Below are 24650 nucleotides of genomic sequence, written 5' to 3'. Positions count from 1 at the left end.
AAATTAAGTTGTTGTAGGTTCAAATTTAATGTGGAACAGAGGAGAGGCAATAAAGTTTTTAAATTTATGTAATATGAAAGTTGTAAAAAGTAAGATAATCGTAGCTCCGTGCCAAATCATCTTACTTTTTACTTTTTTCAACTATTTTACCGGTGTTCCGTACAAGTCAAAATCTTCTGCACGATCAATCTTAACCTTGCAGAAATCTCCAACGGTAACGTAATGCTCACGGGCATCAATTAAGACCTCATTGTCAACTTCTGGAGAGTCAAACTCGGTACGACCTACAAAATAATCGCCATCTTTCTTGTCAATTAATACTTTGAAGGTTTTGCCTAATTTCTCCTGATTTTTTTCAAAAGAAATACCTTGTTGCAAGTCCATGATTTCTTCTAAGCGCTCTTGCTTCACTTCTTCCGGAACATCATCTTCCAGTGAATATGCATGCGTTTTTTCTTCATGAGAATAGGTGAACACTCCCAAACGATCGAAACGTGTTTGTTCAACAAATGCCAATAATTCATCATGATCATCCTGTGTTTCTCCCGGATAACCTGAGATTAGCGTTGTACGCAAGGCAATATTAGGCACTCGCTGACGGATTTGATCCACCAGTTCAATGGTACGGCGTTTAGAAATACCCCTGCGCATTGATTTAAGCATATTATCTGTGATATGCTGTAATGGCATATCAAGGTATTTGCAGATGTTTTCCCGCTCGTTCATCACATCTAAAATATCCATTGGGAATTGTGAAGGATAAGCATACTGCAAACGAATCCATTCTATTCCGTTTACATCAGAAAGATTACGAAGCAAATCAGCAAGCTTACGTTCATTATATAAGTCAAGGCCGTAATAAGTAAGATCCTGAGCAATTAATACCAGTTCTTTAGTGCCATTTTTTGCTAAAACCTTGGCTTCTTGTACTAACTCATCTATCGGCTTTGAAACATGCATACCCCTCATTAGCGGAATTGCACAAAATGAACAAGGACGATTACAACCTTCAGCAATTTTAAAGAACGCAAAATGCTTTGGAGTAGTCAACAAACGTTCGCCAATCAGCTCGTGTTTGTAATCGGCTCCCAAGTTGCTCAGCATTTGCTTTAAATCATTGGTGCCATAAAAAGCATCAACATTAGTAATCTCAGCTTCCAGCTCTGGCTTGTATCGTTCCGAAAGACAGCCGGTTACAATTACTTTACCAACTTTTCCTTTGTCCTTTAAATCGCTGTATTGCAGAATGGTATCAATAGATTCTTGTTTGGCATTATCAATAAATCCACAGGTGTTAATGATAACGATATCATCTTTTCCAACCTTTTCAGATTCATGCGCAACGCTAAAGTTGTTGCCCTTTAGTTGACCCATCAATACTTCTGAGTCCACAATATTTTTTGAACAACCTAAAGTGATAACGTTTACTTTGGGCTGTTGCTTTTGTTCTTTTTTTAATTCTTTCGTTCTCATTTGAATAATTACGGTTTCCGAGTTGCGGGTTACGGGTTAACCAATCTGCATCTGACCAACTCGTAACTCATATCTCGTAATTATTAATTCTTGAATAGTGAGTTTACAAACTCCACTTTATTGAACAATTGTAGGTCATTAATTCCTTCTCCTACACCAATATATTTCACCGGGATTTTAAACTGGTCAGAAATACCAATTACTACACCTCCCTTGGCGGTTCCATCAAGTTTGGTTAATGCTAAGGCATTAACATCGGTTGCCTGCGTAAATTGTTTACATTGCTCAATGGCGTTTTGCCCCGTTGATGCATCCAAAACTAATAAAATCTCATGTGGCGCATCCGGAACCACTTTCTTCATTACATTCTTAATTTTGGTTAGCTCGTTCATCAATCCAACCTTATTGTGCAAACGACCCGCAGTGTCTATTATTGCTACATCTTCACCTTGTGCAACAGCTGATTGAAGGGTGTCGTAAGCTACAGAAGCGGGGTCCGAGCCCATGGCTTGAGATACTACACGTACGCCAACTCTGTCGCCCCAAATATGCAATTGATCAACGGCTGCAGCCCGAAATGTATCAGCTGCCCCTAAAACCACCTTTTGGCCGGCTTGTTTAAACTTATGAGCAAGTTTTCCAATGGTTGTGGTTTTGCCAACTCCATTTACGCCAACTACCATAATAACATATGGTTTTGTGTTTTCCTTAACATTTAAATGCTCAAAATCGGAAGAATTGTTTTCTTCCAGCAGGGCAGTTATCTCGTCACGCAAAATGGCGTTTAGCTCGGTGGTTCCTAAGTATTTATCGCGAGAGACACGCTCTTCAATGCGTTCAATAATTTTTAAAGTAGTTGAAACGCCCACATCAGAGGTTACCAAAATCTCTTCAAGTTCATCAAGCACATCGTCATCAACGGTTGATTTGCCGGCAATCATTTTGGTAAGCTTTGAAAAAACGGTTTGTTTGGTTTTTTCCAAGCCTTTATCTAATGCCTCTTGTTCGGCTTTAACTTCTTCAGGTTTTGAGCGTTTGAAAAAATCGAATAATCCCATATTTAGTTTGGTTACTGAGTTCAATAAATCATTAGTGCTAAGCTATTGAACCAATGAGCAATGAACAGAAATTTTTCGAAGGTACTCAGAATTAATTGATTTCAGATTTTAGATTTATGATTTCAGGTACATTTCTAAGTTATGAACTGTGAAAACTAATTATTGAAATCTTTAAATCAGAAATAGAAAACTGAGTAATCCCAACAAATAAAAAAAGCTTCTTTCATTAGAAAGAAGCTCCATATAATACTTTAACTGCTATTATTTAGCGTTAGCGATAATGTCTTTAACGTGATCGTTGTGAACTACAACTTCTTTAAAGCTATAAGCACCAGTTTTTGGTGAACGCACCATGGTAATTACTTTAGAGTATTCTTTACCGGTACCGGTCTTAAGGGTTGCAACTACTTTCTTAGCCATTTTTTTAAATTTTTACTAGTAATTTGTTGTCAGGTAGTTTGTTCTCTCAACAAAAACCTTAAAACATTAAACTAAAATTACTTAATCTCTTTGTGAACAGTTACTTTACGTAAAACAGGGTTGAATTTTTTCAACTCTAAACGCTCAGAAGTGTTTTTCTTGTTCTTGGTGGTAATATATCTTGAAGTTCCAGGCATACCACTTTCTTTGTGCTCAGTGCACTCTAGAATTACCTGTACTCTGTTTCCTTTTTTAGCCATTGCCTAATTCTTTTAAAAATCTTATATGTAACCTTTTTTCAGGAATTTCTGAATGCAAGCTGAAATACCATTTTTATTGATGGTTTTCAATGCAGAAGTAGAAACTTTCAAAGTAATCCAGCGGTCTTCTTCTGGAATATAAAATTTCTTTAACTGTAGGTTAGGGTAGAATTTGCGCTTGGTTTTAACGTTCGAATTTGAAACGTTGTGACCTTTCATGGCGCTTTTTCCGGTTAAATCACAAACTCTCGACATTGCTCTAAAGTATTTATATGCTAATTATTAGTCTTTTATTAAATGGGTTGCAAATATGAGCATTATTTATGAAAACAGCAAAACGAATTTCAATTATTCATCGAATTTCATTTTACTTCACAAAGTAATTCCTCAAAACAAGGCGCAAAGTTAACAATAGGTTTACAGATCAGCAAATCTAATACCTGAGGAAGAACTAGTTGACAAAACTCAAATAGACGTATTCCGTATCAATTACTATTAGTTTGATCTGTTTGTGTATGGGAAAGACTTCAATAATGAAGTAGGAGTATACAAAAAAGTGCACAATGCAGGAAAATTTTGAAAGGATGGAGATTTACATAGTATGGCTAATTAATCAAACATAACCCAATAAGATCATGGTTTTTGGTAGCAGTCATATTGATAATGAGAAAGATATGGTGCCATTTTTGAAAAGCAAGATTAGATCATAATTATTTTTTATTCGGAATTGCACAGATCTATTAAAAATTAAGAAGTAAAAGTAAACACCAATTAAAAACCATATTCCTTTTTATGAAAAACTTTACACTTCAATTTCATTCTTATTTACGCAATTTTTTTTCATGGCTCATTATTATTAATAGGAAGTTTCCTCTATTATTAAAATTCCCTTCTCCTGTGCTGGTGCCGGTTCGAAAGCGGCGCATTAATAAATTGTTCCTAATAGCACTATCTGGGATTATTCTATTATGCAATTTTTATTCGGAAGCGAAATCTCCAGTCATCATTAAAAAAGTAACTGGTATGTCAGTTGGTTCGCAGACTGGGAGTGTTATATATGGTACGGGAGGTATGGTAACCTATTTGATAACGGTTACAGCGAATGGGGCTGGTGCTAGTACAGCCTTAAATATTCAAGACCTGCCTGCTGGAGTAACCGCATCATTTTCTCCTTCAACTTTAATTGTGGCTAAGAATGGATCTACTACTTCCACTTTAACATTAACCATTAGTACTTCTGCTGCAGCTACAGCTGGAGTTACTTTTAGAGTAACGGAGTCTACTGATAGGGCAACAGTCGATGGGACATTGGTTATTGATAAGCGCCCGTTGACAATATCGGGAGTCACTGCAAATAATAAAGTGTATAATGGTACAACAACATCTACTTTGAATACTGGTGGGGCCATATTGAGTAACCTCGTAATAGGTGATGATGTTACTTTAAATTCAGGAAGTGCAAGTGGTGTATTTGCCGACAAAAATGTTGGTACGAATAAGACTGTTACCATTACAGGTTTTGGTATCAGCGGCTCAAAATCTTCCAATTATACTTTAAGCCAGCCTTCTGCCTTTGCAAATATTACTGCAAAAGCGCTAACCGAAACAGGGCTTTCTGCAAACAATAAAACTTATGATGGGACAAATGTCGCAACACTTACTGGTACTGCTGTTTTGTTATCGCCAGAAACAATTGGTACAGGAGCGGATAATGATGGGAAACCATTTATTGGCGATGTGGTAGGTGTTACAAATACTTCTGTAGGAACCTTTGCCGGAGTAAATGTTAGCAATGGTATAGTAGTGACTCCTTCTGGGCAATTTTTAACCGGCGCACAGGCAGGAAATTATACTTTGATTCTTCAAAGTTTAAGAGCTGATATAATACCGAAATCTCTGACAGCAAGTATTACTACTGCTGATAAAATATATGATGGATCAACTGCTGCTACAACCGTCGGCAGTGTGCCGACAGCAGATTTGATAAGTGGTGATATTGTAAACGTAATAGTAAGCAATGCCCATTTTGATACCAAGAATGTGGGAGTTAATAAACCAGTGACAGCGACGGTAGCAATCGATAATGCCAATTATATCCTGAGTTCATTAACGGCTAGTACAACAGCTGATATTATAGCCAAAGACGCAAGCATAACGGCCAATGCCAAAACGAAAACATACGGAGACGATAATCCTGAGTTGGATGCGGAGGTGACAGGAGCAGTCAACGGCGAAGTGTTGAATTACAGTTTATCAACTGATGCATTGAAATATTCAAACGTGGGCACTTATCCGATTTCGGTTAGCTTGGGAGATAATCCTAATTATAATGTAACAGTAGTCAATGCCTTGTTGACCATTGGTCAGAAAGCCGCCAATGTAACAGCCAATGCCAAAGCGAAAACCTACGGAGATGATAATCCTGAATTGGATGCGGAGGTGACTGGAACAGTCAACGGCGATGTGTTGAATTTCAGTTTATCAACTGATGCATTGAAATATTCAAACGTGGGCACTTATCCGATTGCGGTTAGCTTGGGAGATAATCCTAATTACAATGTAACTGTAGCCAATGCCTTGTTGACCATTGGTCAGAAAGCCGCCAATGTAACAGCCAATGCCAAAGCGAAAACCTACGGAGACGATAATCCTGAATTGGATGCCCAGGTGACAGGAACAGTCAACGGCGATGTGTTGAATTATAGTTTATCAACTGATGTATTGAAATATTCAAACGTGGGCACCTATCCGATTTCGGTTAATTTGGGAGATAATCCTAATTATAATGTAACTGCAGCCAATGCCTTGTTGACCATTGGTCAGAAAGCCGCCAATGTAACAGCCAATACCAAAGCGAAAACCTACGGAGACGATAATCCTGAGTTGGATGCCGAGATGACAGGAACAGTTAACGGCGATGTGTTGAATTACAGTTTATCAACTGATGCATTGAAATATTCAAACGTGGGCACCTATCCGATTTCGGTTAGCTTGGGAGATAATCCTAATTATAATGTAACTGTAGCCAATGCCTTGTTGACCATTGGTCAGAAAGCCGCCAATGTAACAGCCAATGCCAAAGCGAAAACTTACGGAGACGATAATCCTGAGTTGGATGCCGAGGTGACTGGAACAGTCAACGGCGATGTGTTGAATTACAGTTTATCAACTGATGCATTGAAAGATTCAAACGTGGGCACTTATCCGATTTCGGTTAGTTTGGGAGATAATCCTAACTATAATGTGACTGCAGCCAATGCCTTGTTGACCATTAGCCAGAAAGCCTTAACAATCATCGCCCACGCCAAAACAAAAGTGTATGGCACCTCTGATCCTGAATTGACTTGTCAAATGACCAATGGTTCGTTGGTTAACGGCGAAACATTTAATGATGAATTAACAAGAGATCCAGGGGAACAGATCGGTAATTACGCCATAAAGCCAAGCGAGTTAAATTTTGGCCTAAGCAACAATTATAGCTTAACCTATATAGGTGCTAATCTAACTATAACAACTCCGGTTTCAGATGGTTCTGCAACTAAAAGTTTTGTTATAGCAACTCCACACACGATTCATCGTAATGAAACCGTTCGCTTTATGGCACATATTCAAGCAGGTGTAAATGGAAGTACTCAGGCTGCTACACAAGTAACATTTAAAATCGGTGAAACAGAAGTTGGTACGGTTCCACTGGAAGTGATTGGCATTAATTTAACTGGATCACTCCAAGTTAGTTTAACTTCAGTAATACCTGCTGTAGTTGTGGGGGATAATATCGTTACTGCGGTGTTTACAGGAGTTAATCCGAATTTTAAACTTGTTAGCCCAATAACAACTATTAATGTTACTGATGAAGCTATAAACGGTGATTTTTTAACTAATGATAAAAAAGGACTTGATGCACATTTGTTGCCAAATCCAAGTGTTACGGATTTTACTCTTCAGATTGAAAACGCAAGCGATGAAGATGTTGAAGTGAGGGTGGTGGATATTAATACCGGACAACAATTAGAACTTGTTACAGGAAAAGCATCAGATCTAATCCATTTTGGAAGCAGTTTAGGGCCTGGTTTATATTCAGTTGTGGTTCGTCAAGGATCAAGACAAGTTGCTTTAAGAGCAATGAAATTGTAATTGGTTTTTGGTTTACAGTATTTAGTAAAATTGAAGAGGTTGTCTTAAAGCAATCTCTTTTTTATTGGGAAATTTCGACTGATTTGCTGATTTTATTGGATTAACAAATGTCTTTACTTGTGCAATAAAAGAATTTTTGACCATCGATAATCAGTAACTTTATTATTCGTTATTAAATTAATTGATGTTAATTTTCGTTTTTAGGATTTGATAATATAATATTGTATAGTTTTTTATAGTTGCAAAACTTTGTTGTAATTATTATTAAATTTTCAGCCCAATTTATTATTTATGAGTAGCTTTAAAATCAGTTCGTTTGAAGAATACCAACAGGTGTACAAAAAAAGTGTTGAGGATCCTGAAGGTTTTTGGGCGGACATTGCCGGTACGTTCCGTTGGCAACAGAAATGGGATAAGGTGCTTGATTGGAATTTTGCCGAACCTAACGTGAAATGGTTTGTAGGGGGTAAGTTGAACATTACTGAAAACTGCCTTGACAGACACCTTGAAAAGAATGGAAATACCGTAGCCTACATTTGGGAACCTAATAACCCGAATGATATAACCGTAAAATATACTTATCGTGAGTTATATGAGAAGGTTTGTCGCTTTGCCAACGTGTTGAAGAAGCACGGTGCTAAAAAAGGTGATCGTATTTGTATTTATATGCCGATGATTCCTGAGTTGGCTATTGCGGTATTGGCATGTGCTCGTATCGGAGCTATACATTCAGTAGTGTTTGGTGGGTTTTCGGCTCATTCAATTGCCGACAGGATTCAGGATGCACAAGCAACAATGGTTATTACAGCTGATGGTGGCGTACGTGGAAATAAAGAAATACCGCTTAAATCGGTAATGGATGATGCTTTGGAATTATGTCCTTCTGTAAAAAAAGTTATTGTTTATACCAAAATCAAAACTCCTGTTTATATGCAGCGCGGTCGAGATTATTGGTGGGATGAAGAATTGGCAACTGTTAACGCTGATTGTCCAGCCGAGCCAATGGATGCAGAAGATACCTTATTCATTTTATACACATCCGGTTCAACCGGCAAGCCAAAAGGTGTACTGCATACCTGCGGTGGTTATATGGTATTTGCTCAGTACACATTTGAAAGCGTATTTCAATACCAACAGCCCGAGATTTTCTTCTGTACTGCAGATATCGGGTGGATTACAGGTCACTCGTATATTGTTTACGGACCATTATTATCCGGAGCAACTTCTGTTATGTTTGAAGGTATTCCTACTTGGCCTGATCCGGGACGTTTTTGGGATATTGTTCAAAAACATAGAGTTACAACCTTATATACAGCTCCAACGGCAATTCGCTCATTGATGGCTTCAGGACTGAAATATGTAGAGAAGAAAGATCTGTCATCATTGACTAAGCTTGGATCAGTAGGAGAGCCGATTAATGAGGAGGCTTGGCACTGGTTTCATGAGCATATTGGCAAGGGACGTTGTCCGATTGTGGATACTTGGTGGCAAACCGAAACAGGTGGTATTCTTATTTCTCCAATTTCAAATATAACTCCGTTGAAACCTGGTTATGCAACACTGCCATTGCCTGGTGTGCAACCTTGTTTAGTTGATGAAAGAGGCAATGAAATTGAGGGTAACGGGGTTTCAGGTAATTTATGTATCAAGTTCCCTTGGCCTGGAATGATCCGAACTACTTATGGTGACCATGAGCGCTGTCGTAAAACTTATTTCTCAACTTACGAGAATTTGTATTTTACTGGTGATGGTTGCATGCGTGATGAAGACGGTTATTACCGCATTACTGGTCGCGTAGACGATGTGATCAATGTTTCCGGTCACCGGATTGGAACAGCAGAGGTGGAAAATGCAATCAATATGCATACGGGTGTGGTGGAATCGGCTGTTGTTGGTTTTCCACATGATATTAAGGGACAAGGTATTTATGCCTACGTTATCACCGAAAAAACACCTGCAGATGCTAATTTAATGAAACAGGATATCCTAATGACTGTTTCGCGCATTATTGGCCCGATTGCCAAACCTGATAAAATTCAGTTTGTAAGCGGATTGCCGAAAACACGTTCAGGTAAAATCATGCGTCGTATTTTGCGCAAGGTTGCTGAAGGAGATCTTGCCAATGTTGGAGATACCTCAACATTGCTAGATCCTGCTGTTGTTGAGGAAATAAAAGCAGGTGTAATTATGTAAAAAATAGAAGGGAGCTTTAAAGCTCCTTTTTTGTTGATGTTTTGGGGAAGTAATTTCTCAATGTTCTCATTTAGAGGTTGTAGGAAAATAATGGAAAAGTTTGGTGCGCCATTAAATACAATAGTTTAATTTAGGAACAGCATTTTGGCATCATTATTTCAATGTCCTACAATATTTTTATAATTTTTAGTGATGAACGGCATTTTGTATCTGGTGGCGGTAATTTTGATAATCGGATGGATTTTAGGTTTTTTTGTTTATTCGGCAGGAAGTATCATTCATTTGATGCTGGTATTGGGAATAATCTCAATCGTGCTTAATGTTTTAAAAGAAAGAAGCGTTTAATGCCATGTCATTATAACAGTTACTCTTGGTTTATTTTGGGCCCTTATGGGCCTTTTTTGTTGGATACCTTTAATAATTTATCCTTGGGTTTTAATCTATTGAAATAGGGATTGGATTTATCATTCTATTGCTTAATCCTTATTTTCGCATCGATTCAAATTTTATAAGATTATGACTAAACATCGTCCTACTATATTAATTACAAATGATGATGGAATAACTGCTCCGGGTATTAAAGTGCTTATTGAACTGATGCAGGAATTGGGAGATGTAGTGGTTGTTGCTCCCGATAGTCCGCAATCGGCAATGGGACACGCCGTTACCATTGCCAAACCTTTGCGTCTTGATAAAGTGAATATTTATGAAGGTGTGGAGATGTACCAGTGTTCAGGAACACCGGTTGATTGTGTGAAGTTGGCCGTGAATAAGGTGCTGCACAAAAAGCCAGACTTGTTGGTTTCAGGTATCAACCACGGGTTTAATTCATCAATTAATGTAATTTACTCTGGAACTATGTCGGCCGCAATGGAAGGCGCTATTGAAGGAATACCGTCAGTAGGCTTTTCTTTAGGTGATTTCAGGCAGGACGCAGATTTTTCAGCCACCAGGCCTTTTGTTGCAGAAATTGCACGTCAAATATTGGCAAACGAATTACCTGTGGGGACATTGTTGAATGTAAACTTTCCGGCAGGAAAGGAAATAAAAGGATTAAAAGTGTGCAGACAGGCAATTGCAAAATGGGAAGAAGAATTTGATGAGCGTATTGACCCCAATGGCAGGAAATATTTTTGGCTTACCGGAAAATTTGTTTTGAATGATAAAGGAGAGGATACTGATGAATATGCGCTTAATAAAGGTTTCGCATCGGTGGTTCCAATTCATTTTGATTTTACTTCATATAATGCAATTCCCATCTTAAAGAATTGGAATTTTAATGTCTAACTATTAGATTGGTGTATGAGCGAAAATTTACAAATACCCTCTGGACAGAACCCTTCAAGCGGACTGTTTTCAAAAGATAACTTTCTATTAGGATTAGGATTAGGGGCCATAATTCCGGCTTTAACCTTTTTTTTGGTTGAGTTTATACATTTGGGAGATAAACTTGGAATCAGGGATTCATCAGTTTACCTGCTTGGAATGATTGTAAATCTGCTCCTAGTGCGTTACTATTTTAAGAAAGAGATCAATAATACCGGTAAAGGTGTGTTTTTGGTTTCTTTTGTGGTTGTTTTGGCCGTTTTTTTCTTTAAAGGTTAATAAAAGAAAAGTCATTGGTTCATAGCTATAGGTCATAGTAGGACATTGGCTTTGGACAGATTATGGAAAGAAATTAAATGAAATACTATATTATTGCCGGTGAGGCTTCGGGAGATTTACATGGCTCCAATTTGATGAAGGCCTTAAAGGTTGAGGATCCTACTGCTGAATTTCGCTTTTGGGGAGGAGATTTGATGCTTCAGGAAAGTGAAAATATCAAAAAGCATTACAAAGAAATGGCCTTTATGGGCTTTGTTGAGGTAGTGGTGAATCTTCGTAAGATTCTGAAAAATCTTTCTGATTGTAAATCCGATTTGATTAAACATCGCCCTGATGCTTTGATACTGGTTGATTTTCCTGGTTTTAACTTGAAAATAGCTGAATTTGCCAAGCATAATGGCATAAAAGTGCACTATTATATTTCACCTAAAGTTTGGGCATGGAATCAAAAAAGGGTGTTGAAAATAAAGAAAGTGGTCGATCATATGTTCTGCATTCTGCCATTTGAAGTTGACTTTTATAACAAATGGGGAATGCAAGTTGAGTATGTTGGCAATCCTTTACTTGATGCTATTTCTGGATATTCATTCAATCCAGGTTTTATAGCTGAGAATAAATTAGAACTTCAGTCAATTGTAGCCTTATTACCAGGCAGCCGCAAACAAGAAATTGAACGTTTGTTGCCAGAGATGGTGAAAATGCAAGAGCATTTTCCGGATAAACAATTTGTAATTGCAGGAGCTCCTACCTTTGCTGCAGATTATTATGAGCAATACAAGGCCGGGAAAAATATTCCTGTCGTTTTTGGACAAACTTATGATTTACTGAACAATGCCGAAGCCGCCATAGTAGCTTCAGGTACGGCAACATTGGAAACAGCTTTGCTAAATGTTCCCCAAATTGTAGTTTACAAAGGCAATTCTTTAAGTATTGCCATTGCGAAAGCTCTTGTCAAAATTAAGTTTATCTCTCTGGTGAATCTGATTGCCAATAAATTGGTGGTTAAAGAGTTGATTCAAGAGGATTGCAATGAAAAAAACTTACAGGTTGAATTAAACAATATTTTAAATGACAAGCAGTATAGAGCCAAGATGCTTTATAATTATGATGAACTTGATCGCATAATGGGTAATCCTGGAGCATCTGAGCGAACTGCAAAACTCATTATTAAATACATCAATAGTGAAAACAAGAGTGTGTCTGTTTAATTAGCTAAGACAATACCTCATTTTAATTACAAATACATAGAAAATCCCTGCGATTCATCGCCGGGATTTTCTTTTTAGTTGATGCAACCAAATGTTTAAAATTAGTTATCTTGAATGCGTTAAGAATCATCTAATACGATAAATATGCTACGTGAAGACAAGCAGTTCATAATGCTTACCCATTTAAGTCAGTTGGCTAATTTTGTATTTCCATTTGGAGGTTTGTTGGTACCCATGTTGTTATGGCAAATGAAAAAAGATGAAGTAATGAATCTGGAAGATCATGCAAAGGAGATCATCAATTTCCAGATCAGCTTTTTTATCTACGTAGTTATCTCTTGCATCCTCATCCTTTTGCTTATAGGTATTGGTCTATTGGTACTTATAGGATTATTAACCGTTATTTTTCCAATTATTGGTGCTGTTAAGGCATCAAATGGCGAGTTTTATAATTATCCATTAACTATTAAGTTTTTGAAATAGGTATTCTGTTTATCTCTATTTTTTAAATCTAACTTATAATGGAACAGCAACATACTGTTAAAATAATATCGGCCGAATATATCACCCATGATGTAAAACGCTTTAGGGTTGAAAAACCTGCCGGCTTTGTTTTTGAACCTGGACAGGCAACTGAAGTTTCAATAAACTTGCCGGGTATGGAGGATGAAAAACGACCTTTTACATTTACCAGTTTAAATCAATGGGATTACCTGGAGTTTATTATTAAAATTTACGAGGATCATAAGGGTGTAACCAATGAGTTGGGTAAAATTAATGCTGGCACTGAATTGATTATTGGTGATCCGTGGGGAACAATTGAATATAAAGGGACTGGTGTTTTTATTGCCGGAGGAGCGGGGATTACTCCATTTATTGCTATTTTAAGAAGTTTGAAAGTTAAAGGAATGCTTCCCGGCAATTCCTTGATTTTTTCTAATAAAACCTCCCATGATGTAATACTCGATAATGAATTAACCGAAATGCTTGGTTCTGACTTTTATAAAGTGTTTACTCGTGAGAATGTAGTGGGTTTTAAAGAACAATATATCGATGAAATCTACCTGAAAGAAACAGTTAAAAACTTTTCACAGCATTTTTATGTTTGTGGGCCAGAAAAATTCATCACTGATATTTGTAAAATACTGGAAGATTTAGGTGCGAATGCTGAATCATTGGTTTTTGAAAGGTAGGTTTTTATTTGTCTGATTATTAATGGTTAATGTCGATGGTTGTGTTAAGTCGATAATCAAGGGTAAACTGTGAGTAAAGTGCTCCAAAATTATTTATTCAGATAGCTTAAATAATTTTTGGATTATTGCGTTGAACTTTTAGTTTTGCAGTCCCGAAAGAGGAAGACAGGTTTACACTTGTCAGTGTACATATATTCATGGGGAATTAGCTCAGCTGGCTAGAGCGCTTGCATGGCATGCAAGAGGTCACCGGTTCGACTCCGGTATTCTCCACCTGATAATCAGGCTTTTAGAGTAATTCTGAAAGCCTGATTTATTTTAGTCCAACATTAGTCCAACACTTTCCTTGATTTTTTATTGAGTTTTCTTCATTACCACCTGCCTAAAAAACAGAAACTGCACGTTTTTTAGTCATAATAGCTTATTACCTAAGCATAATTAATTCGGTATTTACGCAATAGCTGCTACAATTTGCGCGCTGCGTCGAATGAGCTCAAAATACTGGATATTCCGGATCAAGTATCCCTACTTTTACCGTAAGTAGGGCTGTAATCCGGTAGTTGCAAAAAATACATAAGCAAGTAATGATTGGTTAAAGTATCTTAGCTATAAGAAAGAATCAAGAATTTGGTTTGTAAGAATGCTATAAAAAGTGTCCTAACTCATGCATTCCAGTAAAACAACGACTACTTATTTATCGTTGTCAATAAAAATGTCCTTATAAGCAGTTTCCATACTTGCTATTTCTTCTTCCGTTAATTTAGCAAAGTCTTTGCGCCGCCTGTTAGGAAACGTGCCTTTATTTTGATGTAAGAACATAATCATCAAATTAATATCTTTATCCGGCATATCAACAATGTTCTGCAACTCCCGTTTCAATTCATCGTAGTACTGTATAAATTCTAACTCTTCCGGCATATCCTGGTTGATGGTTTCCTGTATGGTTTGAGCTAAAAAAACACATTGCACTGTTAGGTCAGGATAACGAAAATAAGCTTCGACTTCTTCAGGATTAGTGACCTCTAATGTTCCATCTGTTTTTTTTGTATAACTGATCTGCTGAATTAGTGGCTTGGAGTATTGCTCCAATGCCCCATCATATTCCTGCATATTGTTGAGCATGTGAGCGGATACCGGAATAATTAAACCATCCGGCACCACGCCATCCCTAACCAACATGTCGTGTATCAGGAAACGGTGCAATCGTCCGTTTCCATCCTCAAATGGATGAATGAACACAAATCCAAAAGCGATTATTGCGGCTCTTATGATAGGGGATGTACCTTCTGTTTTATCTGCGATTATCTTTAGCCCATCCATTAATGAGGCCAAATATTGTGGTGGCGGACAGATATAATGGATTAGCTCATTGCCATAAGGTAATGATTGGCCGATATAATTTTGAAAATCCCGAAAGCCGGGAGAAGCAAAGCGTGGGTCAACAATCGAGTTTTGTAACGTGGTCAAACTTGCTTCACTAAGCATTTGTTCGCTTGGCTCCCTGCCTGCTTGCATTAATAGGGCGATAAATCGGTTCATCCGCTCTGCCGATGGTTTTTCCTTTTCTATTTCATATGAGGAGCGGGTTTCTTTACTATACAAATAATTGGTAGCCCTCCGAAAAACGTCCGCTGAATAATTTGCCTTTAAGTTTTCGATCTGCAATCCAATATCTGTGCTTAGTAGTTGATTTAAAACAGCCGTTCTTCTGATCACCGGGCAAAATATAGAAGTACCTAATAAGTTGTTATTAATCCGCCAACGGCTATCTTTTATGACCAGGCCTGTTATATATTCGTTTTCCTCCAGCAGGTCGGTATAGTTACCCGAAATTAGATAAGGCAGATCTAATTCTATACCCAAAAGAAATTCATATAAGAAACCGATTTTACGCGCGTACTTGCCTGATGGGGATGCCGAAATAAAATCTATAATTTCCTGTGGACTAAGCTGATTGAAAACTGCTTTTAGAAATGGAAGATCTAAATCATCGTATTTTAATGAGAAAACAATATGAGCTAAAGGTGTATCATTGTCAGGTGCATATTTTCTTCCGTAAATTTGACTGACTTCTCCTTGTATATTCAGTTTTACTTTCTCATTACTACCTATGTATGAATAATGTGTCAGGCGGTATTTTTTGAGATTGAAATGCTCCCGTAGCCATAAATTGCCAACAGTTCTTAGTGCCATGTGTTATTGGTTACGGTAAAATTGATTTTTATACTGTAATTTAATTTTAATTATATAAATATACGGTAAAACAATTATTTGATATAGTATTTTAGCAAAAAGCGGTGAATGTTATTGTAATTCATAAACCAACAAGGTAAAATGATTTAATAACTGGGCCAACTACTGTAAAATGATTATAGCTGGCCGAAATGGCAGGCAGTGATTGCAATTTCATATTAAATTATAGAATTGATAAGATCATCCATTTGATGTAAACTTATATGGAATTAATTGAAAAGGAGCAGTCTGGGCTATAAGGATACTAGGATTCGGTGATTGTTTGTAGGAGATTAATAGTCTGATATTTAGGTTAAAAATGATTAACTTTAATAAAATACAAGAACATGCCTACAGGGAAAAAACTGGCAAATATAAAGACTGTTTTTTTAATGTAGTTTTCTATTGATTAATCTCTTTGTTGCAAGGTATTAATTAAGAAGCTCCATTCCATTGTCAATTTTAATCTTAAAAACCATGTTAGTTATTGCTCATCACAACATCAGTGATCCAGAAAGCTTCTGGGGCGCTGCAGAAGAAATTACAAAAAAACTGCCTAACAATTTAAAATTACATGGAGTTTTTCCTGCTACGGATGGCAAAACTGGTACCTGCCTTTGGGAGGCCGAAAATGCTCAGGAAGTTCAACAATTCCTTGACAAAAACGCCGGACAATATGCTAAAAACTTCTGCTATGAAGTAGATGTAAATAAGTCGATGGGACTTCCTAAATTCCAAGCAGAAGCCAAAATTAACTCTTGATCATGTGTCTGGCTTTTTTTCGTTTTAATAAATAAACCAAAACAGCCTATCTTCAAGGGTGACAACATATTTTCAATTTCATGACACACAACAAGAAGTGCTTGCCGAAGGCACGTGAAAAATACGTTTAACCCAAAAAAGTCATTAGCCTCAATTTCTAATGACCGCCAAAAAAAGTAAGAGTCATTTTTATTTTCTGACTCAACAATGCCTTTAAATAGCGATTATTTTAAGACTCAATGGACTCGTGCAAAAAATCAAGTTGCCAGTTATTACTGAATCTCGACTTCAATGAAAAGGCCTTTGACTTGCCCCCTTACTTATTACAAAAAAGGGAGCCATTACGGCTCCCATTATTGATTTAGGTTATGAAGAAAAGATCTTTTTCTATTGTTGGAAAAGTTTATAAGTAGGGGAGGTGGCGCGCTCCCAGTCTGCGCCACTCTTCCAACACTTCGCGCAATAGGAATAAGATTTATTGGCCAGTTCTTGTTGACGCAAACTTTGTTGAAAAGGGGCCATTGCTGACCCCAGATTGGTTATTGATTGTTTGTTGAATGGTCAGGAAAGAAAAATTGTTAAGTTAATTGTTTGCAAATGAGAATCTTTTACAGCCTATTTTGCATTTAAAGCTTCTTTAATCTTTGCCGGAGTGATATCCTGGCTTGGGCGTGGTGCATCATTGTCAAATATTTTACCATCTTTCCCAATGATGATATATCGAGGAACCCCACTGATTCCAAATGCCTTTGCAACCGGACTGTTGTTTCCTCCTAATGAAAGCAGATGAATCCCTTCTATTTTATCATCGGCAATAGCCTTTTTCCAAGGTTCGGTTTTACTGTCAATACTGATGTAAAGAAACACTACATCCTTATTGTCTTTAAATTTTTCATGCAGTTTAGGGCTGCCATTCTTCATTTCAAACCTGCAAGGTGTACACCAGCTTGCCCAAAAATCCATGTAAACGACCTTGCCGGCGAAATCTTTCAAGGTTACGTCTTTGCCAGCTAAATCTTTAAGAGTAAAGAAAGGCGGCACTTTCCCTGCCGACAGATTAATCCTTGTCTCATAAGTTTTCTTTATTTCCTTAGCTTCCTCTGCGCCGGCATACTTGGCTAAATACTCATCCATCAGTGGTTTTACAGTCGCTATATCTTTGGCAACTTCTATAGCGCCCTTAATAGCGCTAGTAAGTGCCATACTACGTATCTTTCCCGTGTAGTACTTTTCAATCAATCTATATTCCAACTGTTTATTCTGCTCGCGAGAAAATGAACTATCGAGTTTGCCCTGTTTAAAAAGCTCACGCCATCTCATGTATATTGGATAGTTACCTCTCATGAAACCCTTGTAGGTGTTATTACTCAGCAACTGTTCATCCATTTTAACCTGACTGTCAAGGGCCCAGAAATCCGCTGGGATAATTTCAGACAGTTTTTTACCAAAACCCAAGTGATAATAATAAGGGAGCATGATATACTGGCCTAATTTCTGGTAAGCAAGAGCCACCGACTGATAATTATAAAAGCCGGGGGTAACTTTCTGTTTATTGGCCTCTAACATGTCTATTGATGTTTGGTCTAGCTTATTGCCCATGTCATAGTATTCCTGTGGCGACATTCCCTTGGCATCCAGCTTGTTATATGTCTCTATATAAACGCTCATGTAGTCATAAAGCACTTTGTTATTTTCTGCACCTCTGCCTGAGATACTTGTCTTTTTCTCAAAGTCTGTTTTAATACTCAACTGATCATTTTCCTCAAGGAACAAAAACAGTTGTGCTTTTTTAGGTTGATCGATGCCTACCCTTACCGGTAATACTTTATCCACTTTAAATGTAAACACGTATTTTCCTGCCTTATTGGCTTTTGCAAATACAATATCCCCGCCTTCAGGGTTTGCCCACATGGAGTCGGCCTTTATTGGGGCGATGTCAAGAACAACCTTAACTTCATTTTTTTGAGCGAATGTCATAATTGTGCATAAGCAAAATGATAGCATTCCTAATATCTTTTTAATCATCGTCTTAAATTCTTTTTAATCAATACTTAATTAATAACCCAGGTTTTGTATAAGTGCAGGATTATGTACAATCTCAACAGAAGGAATAGGGAACAGTTTATCTGTGGGTTGCCAAAAAGCACCCTTTAATGCAGATAAAACTTCATCGGCCCTGGTTTTGGTATTATCTGTACTGCCAGCGGTGCGCTTCAAATCGAACCAGCGGTGCATGTATTCTGCAAACAACTCTACTTTACGTTCCTGTTCTATAGCAGCCAGCATCGCCGCCCTGTTCAGATTCAGCTTGTTATCCAGACCTGCGCGAGTTCTGATCACATTCAGATCGCTTTCGGCATTGTTAGGACCGATTAATTTAGATTGCTGAGCTCTTGCTTCTGCGCGTATGAGATAAAGCTCAGCCAGTCTGAAGAGAATGGTATATTCATCGCCGCTGCCTGTCAGTACTTTATACTTATAACTGTAATAGATACCGGCATTATTCTTCCCAGTCCAATTGCTTTTACGGGCATCATCAACTCCACCCGAATTTTTCTCAAAGGCCAAGTCGAAACCAGGTCTTAGGAAATATCTGGGAGTGATCGCCGGGTTCGCAGGAACATTGTTGGTAACAAGGGAACTTCTGCCTGTTTGGGTAGATAGCTGAAGTATCGTTTCTGTACTTCCCTTCTTAAAAGTTGCGGCAGGGCTGCTTAAGCTATACACCCCAGACTCAATCACTTCTGTAGCTTCGGCTTCGGCTTTGGCCCACTCTTTATGATAAAGATATGCCCTTGCCAATAAAGCAGAAACGGCATATTTATTTGCTCTTGCCTTGTCAGCCGAAGGATATTCAGGCTTCAGCAATGACTTTGCAGCCAGTAAATCGGTAAATATTTGTCCCCAGACCTCCTCCTCGGTATTTCTGGGCAACGTAGCATTCTCTGTTCCTACGGCAGATAAAGAGAGGGGAACACCACCATAAAGATTAAGCAGATTGAAATACATATAGGCCCGCATAAACCTTGCTTCCCCTGTCAACTGGCTCTTTACTGGTAGACTTAAGGTCGGAGATTTGTCCATTGCATTTATAGCCAGATTACAGTTCCGTATTTGGGCATAAAGAATATTCCAAAACGAGGAACTGTTAACAGCATTTTCAATGGTAATACTGTTGTTTAAAAATTCTGCATCGGCAGCATTGGTAGACATCCGTTCGTCTGCTGCTAAACCCGTTGCGTTGTTAAGCGGCACCATTTTGTTTTCATAATAGGCATACAATCCCAGTACCGCTGCTGTTGCTGAACCGTCATTACTAAAGGTGGTTTCCTTGTCCTGCACACCTTTTGGTGCGTCAATGTCAACAAACTGTTCACAGGAAACAGATACGAAAAGCAAAACCACTAAGCTGATATATAGTCCTATATTTTTATGTACGAATTTCATTGTAACAGGATTAAAGTGAACAATTGATACCTAATACCAGTGTACGCAAGCCGGGATATGCTCCAAATCCATATTCAGGATCCAGCACATATTTATCCTTAGCAATGGTAAACAGGTTAAGCCCCTGCAAGCTGATTTTCACACTTTGCAGTTTGGCCTTTTGTATCCAGCTTTGTGGAAGATTATAACTAAGGCTTGCTGTTTTGAGCTTCAAATAACTAATGTTGCCATAGGTAAAATCAGAATAAGGCAAGTACGCATAACTAATGCTCTCTGCTCCGGAACCTGTAACTGCAAGCGGCCAGCGTGTATCACTATCTCCATCCTGCCGCCATCTGTTCAATACAGAAGTGTTTTGGTTCATTAGCCCACCAGGCGCTATATCGTTCGGTATAAGGTTGGTTGGCCCATTTCGGCTTTCGAACTTAAAGAAAACATCAAGTGTCAATCCTTTATAACTAAAGCTGTTATTCAATCCGCCATAAAAAGGATGGCCCAACTTAGCTATGTACATATCCTTAGTTCCCATGCCAGGCTGTCCATCCAAATCGTTATAAATTGGTAAACCATTTACAGGGTTTACCCCGTCATACTTAAATTTATTTCTGTAGATAAATGCGTCTAACGACTCACCAATTACAAAAGCGCTACCCAATGTTGCTTTTGCGATATCATTAAAACTAATCAGTTTATTACGCTCAAATGAAATATTAAAACTGCTACTCCAGTTAAAGTTTCTTCCTTCTAAATTTTTAGTATTAAGTTCCAATTCCAGTCCCTGGTTTTGTACAACCGCATCAAGATTGGAAATGATGGTTGAAGTTCCCGTTTGACCAGGAAGAGCGGTATAATTGAGCAAATTAGACGACCTGTTCCGATAAATATTTCCATTAAAAAGTATACGGTCTTTCAAAAATCCCAGACTTAGGTTTAATTCTGCCTTTTTGGTGCTTTCCCATTTCAGGTTGGGGTTAGCAGCAAGAGATGAAGGCAATAATGTACTGATGTTCTGGTAAGCTCCTCCGGTTGAATAATTGAGCGTATACAAGTAATTACTAATTCTGTCGTTACCGGTTGTACCGTAGCTTGCTTTTAGTTTACCGAAGCTTAAGAAAGGCAACTTCTCCTTAATGAGCTCTTCTTCAGAAAAAAGCCATGCTGCACCTGCCGAGCCAAAACTGGCCAACCTGTTATTAGGTCCGAATCTTGATGATGCATCATTACGGTAGGTTAAGTTAAGCAGGTACTTGTTGCTAATGTCATAGTTTAAACGACTGAACAATGAGGCATAATGATACTGATTATATTGGTACACTGTTGTAACCAAACCTGCGCCGGTTATACTATTTAACTGGGTATCGTAAGTATAGTTATCTCCTTTCAATGTTGTTGATTCAGAGAGCGATTCACTGAAAGTTCCACCTACAAGCGCTGTAAGTTTGCCCGGGCCGACCTTTATAATATACTCTGCCTGAGGCTCTACAATGTAATTGCTGGTTGGACTTTTGGCAAACCAAGCCCAGCTTGTCCTTGCACTTACCGGATTATATCGGGCAGTAGGCAGTTGAAGATCATTTTCCAATCGGCTAATAGTATAACCTGCGGTGGTTTTTAAGGTTAGTCCACTTACTAGTTTATAGCTTAGAGTGGTATTTGCCGAAAAAAGTGTATTTGTAGCATGGTAAGTACTCCGCAAATAGGCCAAGGGATTATCGAAATTATTGTTCCAGTTCAAGCTGCCATCTGTCTTATACAAGTTAAAATTAGGAGGCAGGTAAATCAGACTCATAAAATCCTCAGCAGTCAGATTGCTTTTTTCCTGTGCATAGTTAGCAGAAAACAAGGCGTTAAATTTTCGGTTGGGAGAAGTAATGTTCAGATTCATTAGCCCCCCAATCCTGTTTACATGCTGATTATCTGCAATTACGGTTCCTTCTTTACGATAGTTGAGCCCTACATAATAATTGATGAATTCACTACCTCCCGAAGCATTTATATTTGCTGTACGCGTAGCTGCTGTTCCTCCCAATAATAAGCGCTGATAATCGGTATAAGCATTCTGATCCCAGCTCAGTAGATCAGGCGCGTTTGCAGCGTCAGGCGTAATCCCCTCGTTCTTAAACGCCTCTTTTCTCAAATCCAGATACTGTTGGGTGTTAAGCATGGGAATAAAGTGACCTACCTTACCTGCTCCGGCCGTAAGATTTACATTTACCTTGATTTTGCCTTGCTTTCCTTTTTTTGTAGTGATTACCACCACTCCATTGGCACCACGAGCACCGTAAATAGCGGTAGCATCGGCATCCTTAAGAATATCAATCTGCTCAATATCCTCCATGTTTAAGGTATTGAATATGTTGGTATAACCATTCATCCCTCTTACGTTTGAATTAATATTCTGGAAGTCATAACGACTTCCGGATGCCTGAGGAATCCCGTCAATAACATATAAGGGATCGGATGAACTTGAACCGTAAAACCCACCTGAATTGTCCCCACGTATTTTAATGGCAACACCAGACCCAGCCATTCCACTACTTTGAACCAGTTGAACTCCTGGTACACGACCATTTAATGCAGTAAGTACATTGTTTACCGGCTGGGTTGCCAATACCTCCGCTGAAACTGAACTTACAGTGGCGGTATTTAAGCGCTTGGAGGAGGTTCCATAGGCAATGATTTGTATCTGATCAAGATTGACAATATCCTGAACCAGTTGCAGAATAATTTCTCGGGTTTGTACCTGAATTTCATGTTTTTTATACCCTACACAGGAAATTACAAGGGTTCCCCCAATTTCGGCACGTATACTAAAGCGTCCATCAGCATCAGTTGACATAGATTTGGAAGTGCCTTTTATGATCACATTAACGCCACTTAAAGGCTGCCCTCTATCATCTAAAATAATGCCTTTTACATTTATCTCGTCAACATTAACAGGTAATGGGGATGGGATTGGAAATTGTACCTGCTTTTTCTTAATGATAACTGTTTTGTCGGTAATCTCATATACAAGCGACTGGCCTTTAAAACAGGTACTTAATGCAGTTTCTATAGTAGCATTAGTTAAATGTATGCGAATAGGATTCAGATTTTTAAAATCGGCTGTAGAATAAATAAAATCATAGCCGCTTTGTACACTGATGGATTCGATTGCCTTTTGTATTGTTATTCTATCCTCTTTTAAAGTGATTTGTGCTTTTGTTGCAGCACTGACCTGTACCAAAAAGAGTGTTAGAATGAGTATAGTTATCTTCATAACTCGCAAAATTTGTAGGGATCTGCGGTCAAAGCAGTACTCCTCTGGAATGAAGTTAATTTTCATTAATTTTGAGTGCTTGGTTGTTAATAGGTTGATTTTCTCACTAAAAAATTAATACAGCAAACCAGGCATTAAAACGGGGGTAGGTCGAAGCACTCCCGTTTTTTATGGTAAGCCGTTCTATCGAGTAGTTTTACGGCATAACGGTTACCCTCCTTCCATCTATTTTAAAGTGAACAGCTCCGGTATGTGAAATCTTATTCAAGATTCCAGCAATAGAAGAATTCCTACTCATTATTCCTGAAAAGGCAATATTGCTTACATCACTCGTATAAACTACCTCAACGTCGTACCAGCGGGCTAATTTTCGCATAATGCTTTCAATGCTTTCATTTTCAAAAACAAATTTTCCGTTTGTCCAGGCAACGGCCTTGCTCACGTTAACTTTATCCACTGATATTTGCCCTAACGCATTTACCTCTGCTTGTTCACCTGGCTTAAGCACATTTGATAATTGAGATAAAGTATTAACTACTTTAACAGAACCTTCTAGCAATGTGGTTTTTATACCAATTTCATCAGCATAGTTATTAACATTGAAATGCGTACCCAATACCTCAACCTCCTGATTTCCTGATTTTACAATGAAAGGATGCGTTTTATCTTTAGTTACTTCAAAATAAGCTTCGCCGTTAAGTTCAACATTACGTGTTTTAAGAGAAGCAAAGCTTACAGGATATTTAATTGAGGAAGCGGCGTTAAGCATTACCATTGTTCCATCTGGCAAACGAACCTGAAAGGTTTCTCCCCGAGCAGTAGAGAGCGTATTTAACCTATTTGACACATCGCTTATATCTTTTACCTCATACACAATTTGCCCTTCAGCAGTTTTTGAAATACTCACCCCGGCTTCTTTTGCCAATTCTCCTTTTGTGGCATCTGATAAAATGATTTTCTTGCCATCGGCCAAAATGAGTGTAGCCGAATTCTTTCCAGGGGCAATATCGATTGCATAGGAGGGAGCTTGCTCTGTTTTTTGCTTTTGATTACTTAGATATAGATATCCGCCAAAAGCAATGGCAAACGCTAAAGATGCGGCTATAGCAATTCGAGGCCATAACCTAACAGTTTTCGGTTCAATATGTTGTTTGAGGTTATCCCACATCTCCTTTTCAGCATCCTCTACCTCAGTTTGGCTAAGTGTACTCGGCTTTTGCGATAGCTCCAGATACCAGCTTTCAAGTAATGCAACTTCTTCCGCTGTGCACTGCCCCATTTTATACTTTTCTAACAATTGTATTATATCTGTCTTATTCATCTCAAACCAGTCTTATCATCCGACTATAATACTTAGACGAGAAAGCACCATACCTGGGCCCAAATAAAAATGAAAAAAAATAGCC

The 24650-nt window shown here is 38.1% G+C and carries 19 protein-coding genes and 1 tRNA gene; 10 read left to right on the top strand and 10 right to left on the bottom strand.

Translation table 11 applies throughout. The features are described 5' to 3' along the window. Positions 1-141 precede the first annotated feature (141 nt). The 5 genes from rimO to rpmB all read right to left on the bottom strand — a co-directional run bounded on the left by rimO (position 142) and on the right by rpmB (position 3466). A complete protein-coding gene (gene rimO / locus L2B55_RS15795) occupies positions 142-1473 on the bottom strand; it encodes a 30S ribosomal protein S12 methylthiotransferase RimO (RefSeq protein WP_237847142.1) in 1332 nt (443 codons plus the stop codon). A gap of 83 nt (positions 1474-1556) precedes the next feature. Then, the gene (gene ftsY, locus L2B55_RS15790; protein ID WP_237847141.1) at positions 1557-2531 is read right to left on the bottom strand and encodes a signal recognition particle-docking protein FtsY; all 975 of its coding nucleotides are present in this window, start codon (positions 2529-2531) and stop codon (positions 1557-1559) included. A gap of 261 nt (positions 2532-2792) precedes the next feature. Then, positions 2793-2951, bottom strand: a complete 159-nt coding sequence (locus L2B55_RS15785) for a DUF4295 domain-containing protein (protein WP_014681127.1) — start codon at positions 2949-2951, stop codon at positions 2793-2795. Between the two features lie 77 nt (positions 2952-3028). Beyond that, positions 3029-3211: a 50S ribosomal protein L33 gene (rpmG, locus tag L2B55_RS15780; protein WP_237847139.1), complete on the bottom strand. Its 183-nt coding sequence runs from the start codon at positions 3209-3211 to the stop codon at positions 3029-3031. A 21-nt stretch (positions 3212-3232) separates the two neighbouring features. Next, positions 3233-3466 carry a 50S ribosomal protein L28 gene (rpmB, locus tag L2B55_RS15775; protein ID WP_237847138.1) on the bottom strand — a complete coding sequence of 78 codons (234 nt, stop codon included), beginning with the start codon at positions 3464-3466 and terminating at the stop codon, positions 3233-3235. A gap of 768 nt (positions 3467-4234) precedes the next feature. Between rpmB and L2B55_RS15770 the strand changes: the two genes are divergently transcribed. From L2B55_RS15770 to L2B55_RS15730, 9 genes are all read left to right on the top strand, one after another. After that, the gene (locus L2B55_RS15770; protein WP_237847137.1) at positions 4235-7345 is read left to right on the top strand and encodes an MBG domain-containing protein; all 3111 of its coding nucleotides are present in this window, start codon (positions 4235-4237) and stop codon (positions 7343-7345) included. Between the two features lie 291 nt (positions 7346-7636). Beyond that, positions 7637-9538: an acetate--CoA ligase gene (gene acs, locus L2B55_RS15765; RefSeq protein WP_237847136.1), complete on the top strand. Its 1902-nt coding sequence runs from the start codon at positions 7637-7639 to the stop codon at positions 9536-9538. Between the two features lie 192 nt (positions 9539-9730). Next, positions 9731-9883, top strand: a complete 153-nt coding sequence (locus L2B55_RS15760) for a lmo0937 family membrane protein (protein WP_237847135.1) — start codon at positions 9731-9733, stop codon at positions 9881-9883. A 171-nt stretch (positions 9884-10054) separates the two neighbouring features. Next, entirely contained in the window at positions 10055-10825 is a 771-nt protein-coding gene (gene surE / locus L2B55_RS15755; RefSeq protein WP_237847134.1) for a 5'/3'-nucleotidase SurE, read from the top strand. Between the two features lie 15 nt (positions 10826-10840). After that, a complete protein-coding gene (locus tag L2B55_RS15750) occupies positions 10841-11143 on the top strand; it encodes a hypothetical protein (RefSeq protein ID WP_237847133.1) in 303 nt (100 codons plus the stop codon). Between the two features lie 77 nt (positions 11144-11220). Continuing rightward, complete coding sequence (gene lpxB, locus L2B55_RS15745; protein ID WP_237847131.1) at positions 11221-12351, top strand: lipid-A-disaccharide synthase; 1131 nt, start codon at positions 11221-11223, stop codon at positions 12349-12351. A gap of 144 nt (positions 12352-12495) precedes the next feature. After that, positions 12496-12834, top strand: a complete 339-nt coding sequence (locus L2B55_RS15740; RefSeq protein WP_237847130.1) for a DUF4870 domain-containing protein — start codon at positions 12496-12498, stop codon at positions 12832-12834. Between the two features lie 38 nt (positions 12835-12872). Further along, positions 12873-13544: an FAD-binding oxidoreductase gene (locus tag L2B55_RS15735; RefSeq protein WP_237847129.1), complete on the top strand. Its 672-nt coding sequence runs from the start codon at positions 12873-12875 to the stop codon at positions 13542-13544. A 199-nt stretch (positions 13545-13743) separates the two neighbouring features. Beyond that, positions 13744-13817: transfer RNA gene (locus L2B55_RS15730), tRNA-Ala, on the top strand. Positions 13818-14234: 417 nt separating this feature from the next. On the opposite strand, the gene L2B55_RS15725 is transcribed toward L2B55_RS15730, so the two are convergent. Continuing rightward, positions 14235-15737 carry a Fic family protein gene (locus L2B55_RS15725; RefSeq protein ID WP_237847128.1) on the bottom strand — a complete coding sequence of 501 codons (1503 nt, stop codon included), beginning with the start codon at positions 15735-15737 and terminating at the stop codon, positions 14235-14237. A gap of 516 nt (positions 15738-16253) precedes the next feature. Between L2B55_RS15725 and L2B55_RS15720 the strand changes: the two genes are divergently transcribed. Next, on the top strand, positions 16254-16538 hold the full coding sequence (locus L2B55_RS15720) for a hypothetical protein (RefSeq protein WP_237847127.1): 285 nt from the start codon (positions 16254-16256) through the stop codon (positions 16536-16538). A 615-nt stretch (positions 16539-17153) separates the two neighbouring features. Here L2B55_RS15720 and L2B55_RS15715 read toward each other — a convergent pair. The 4 genes from L2B55_RS15715 to L2B55_RS15700 form a co-directional block, all read right to left on the bottom strand. Beyond that, a complete protein-coding gene (locus L2B55_RS15715) occupies positions 17154-18563 on the bottom strand; it encodes a TlpA family protein disulfide reductase (RefSeq protein WP_237847126.1) in 1410 nt (469 codons plus the stop codon). Between the two features lie 30 nt (positions 18564-18593). After that, complete coding sequence (locus tag L2B55_RS15710) at positions 18594-19985, bottom strand: RagB/SusD family nutrient uptake outer membrane protein (protein WP_237847125.1); 1392 nt, start codon at positions 19983-19985, stop codon at positions 18594-18596. A 10-nt stretch (positions 19986-19995) separates the two neighbouring features. Beyond that, positions 19996-23244, bottom strand: a complete 3249-nt coding sequence (locus L2B55_RS15705) for a SusC/RagA family TonB-linked outer membrane protein (protein ID WP_237847123.1) — start codon at positions 23242-23244, stop codon at positions 19996-19998. 196 nt (positions 23245-23440) lie between these two features. Then, entirely contained in the window at positions 23441-24565 is a 1125-nt protein-coding gene (locus L2B55_RS15700) for a FecR family protein (RefSeq protein ID WP_237847122.1), read from the bottom strand. Positions 24566-24650: the final 85 nt, after the last annotated feature.

This window comes from Solitalea lacus, assembly GCF_022014595.1.
Taxonomy (GTDB): domain Bacteria; phylum Bacteroidota; class Bacteroidia; order Sphingobacteriales; family Sphingobacteriaceae; genus Solitalea; species Solitalea lacus.
This window is presented reverse-complemented; position numbering and strand designations above follow the sequence as displayed.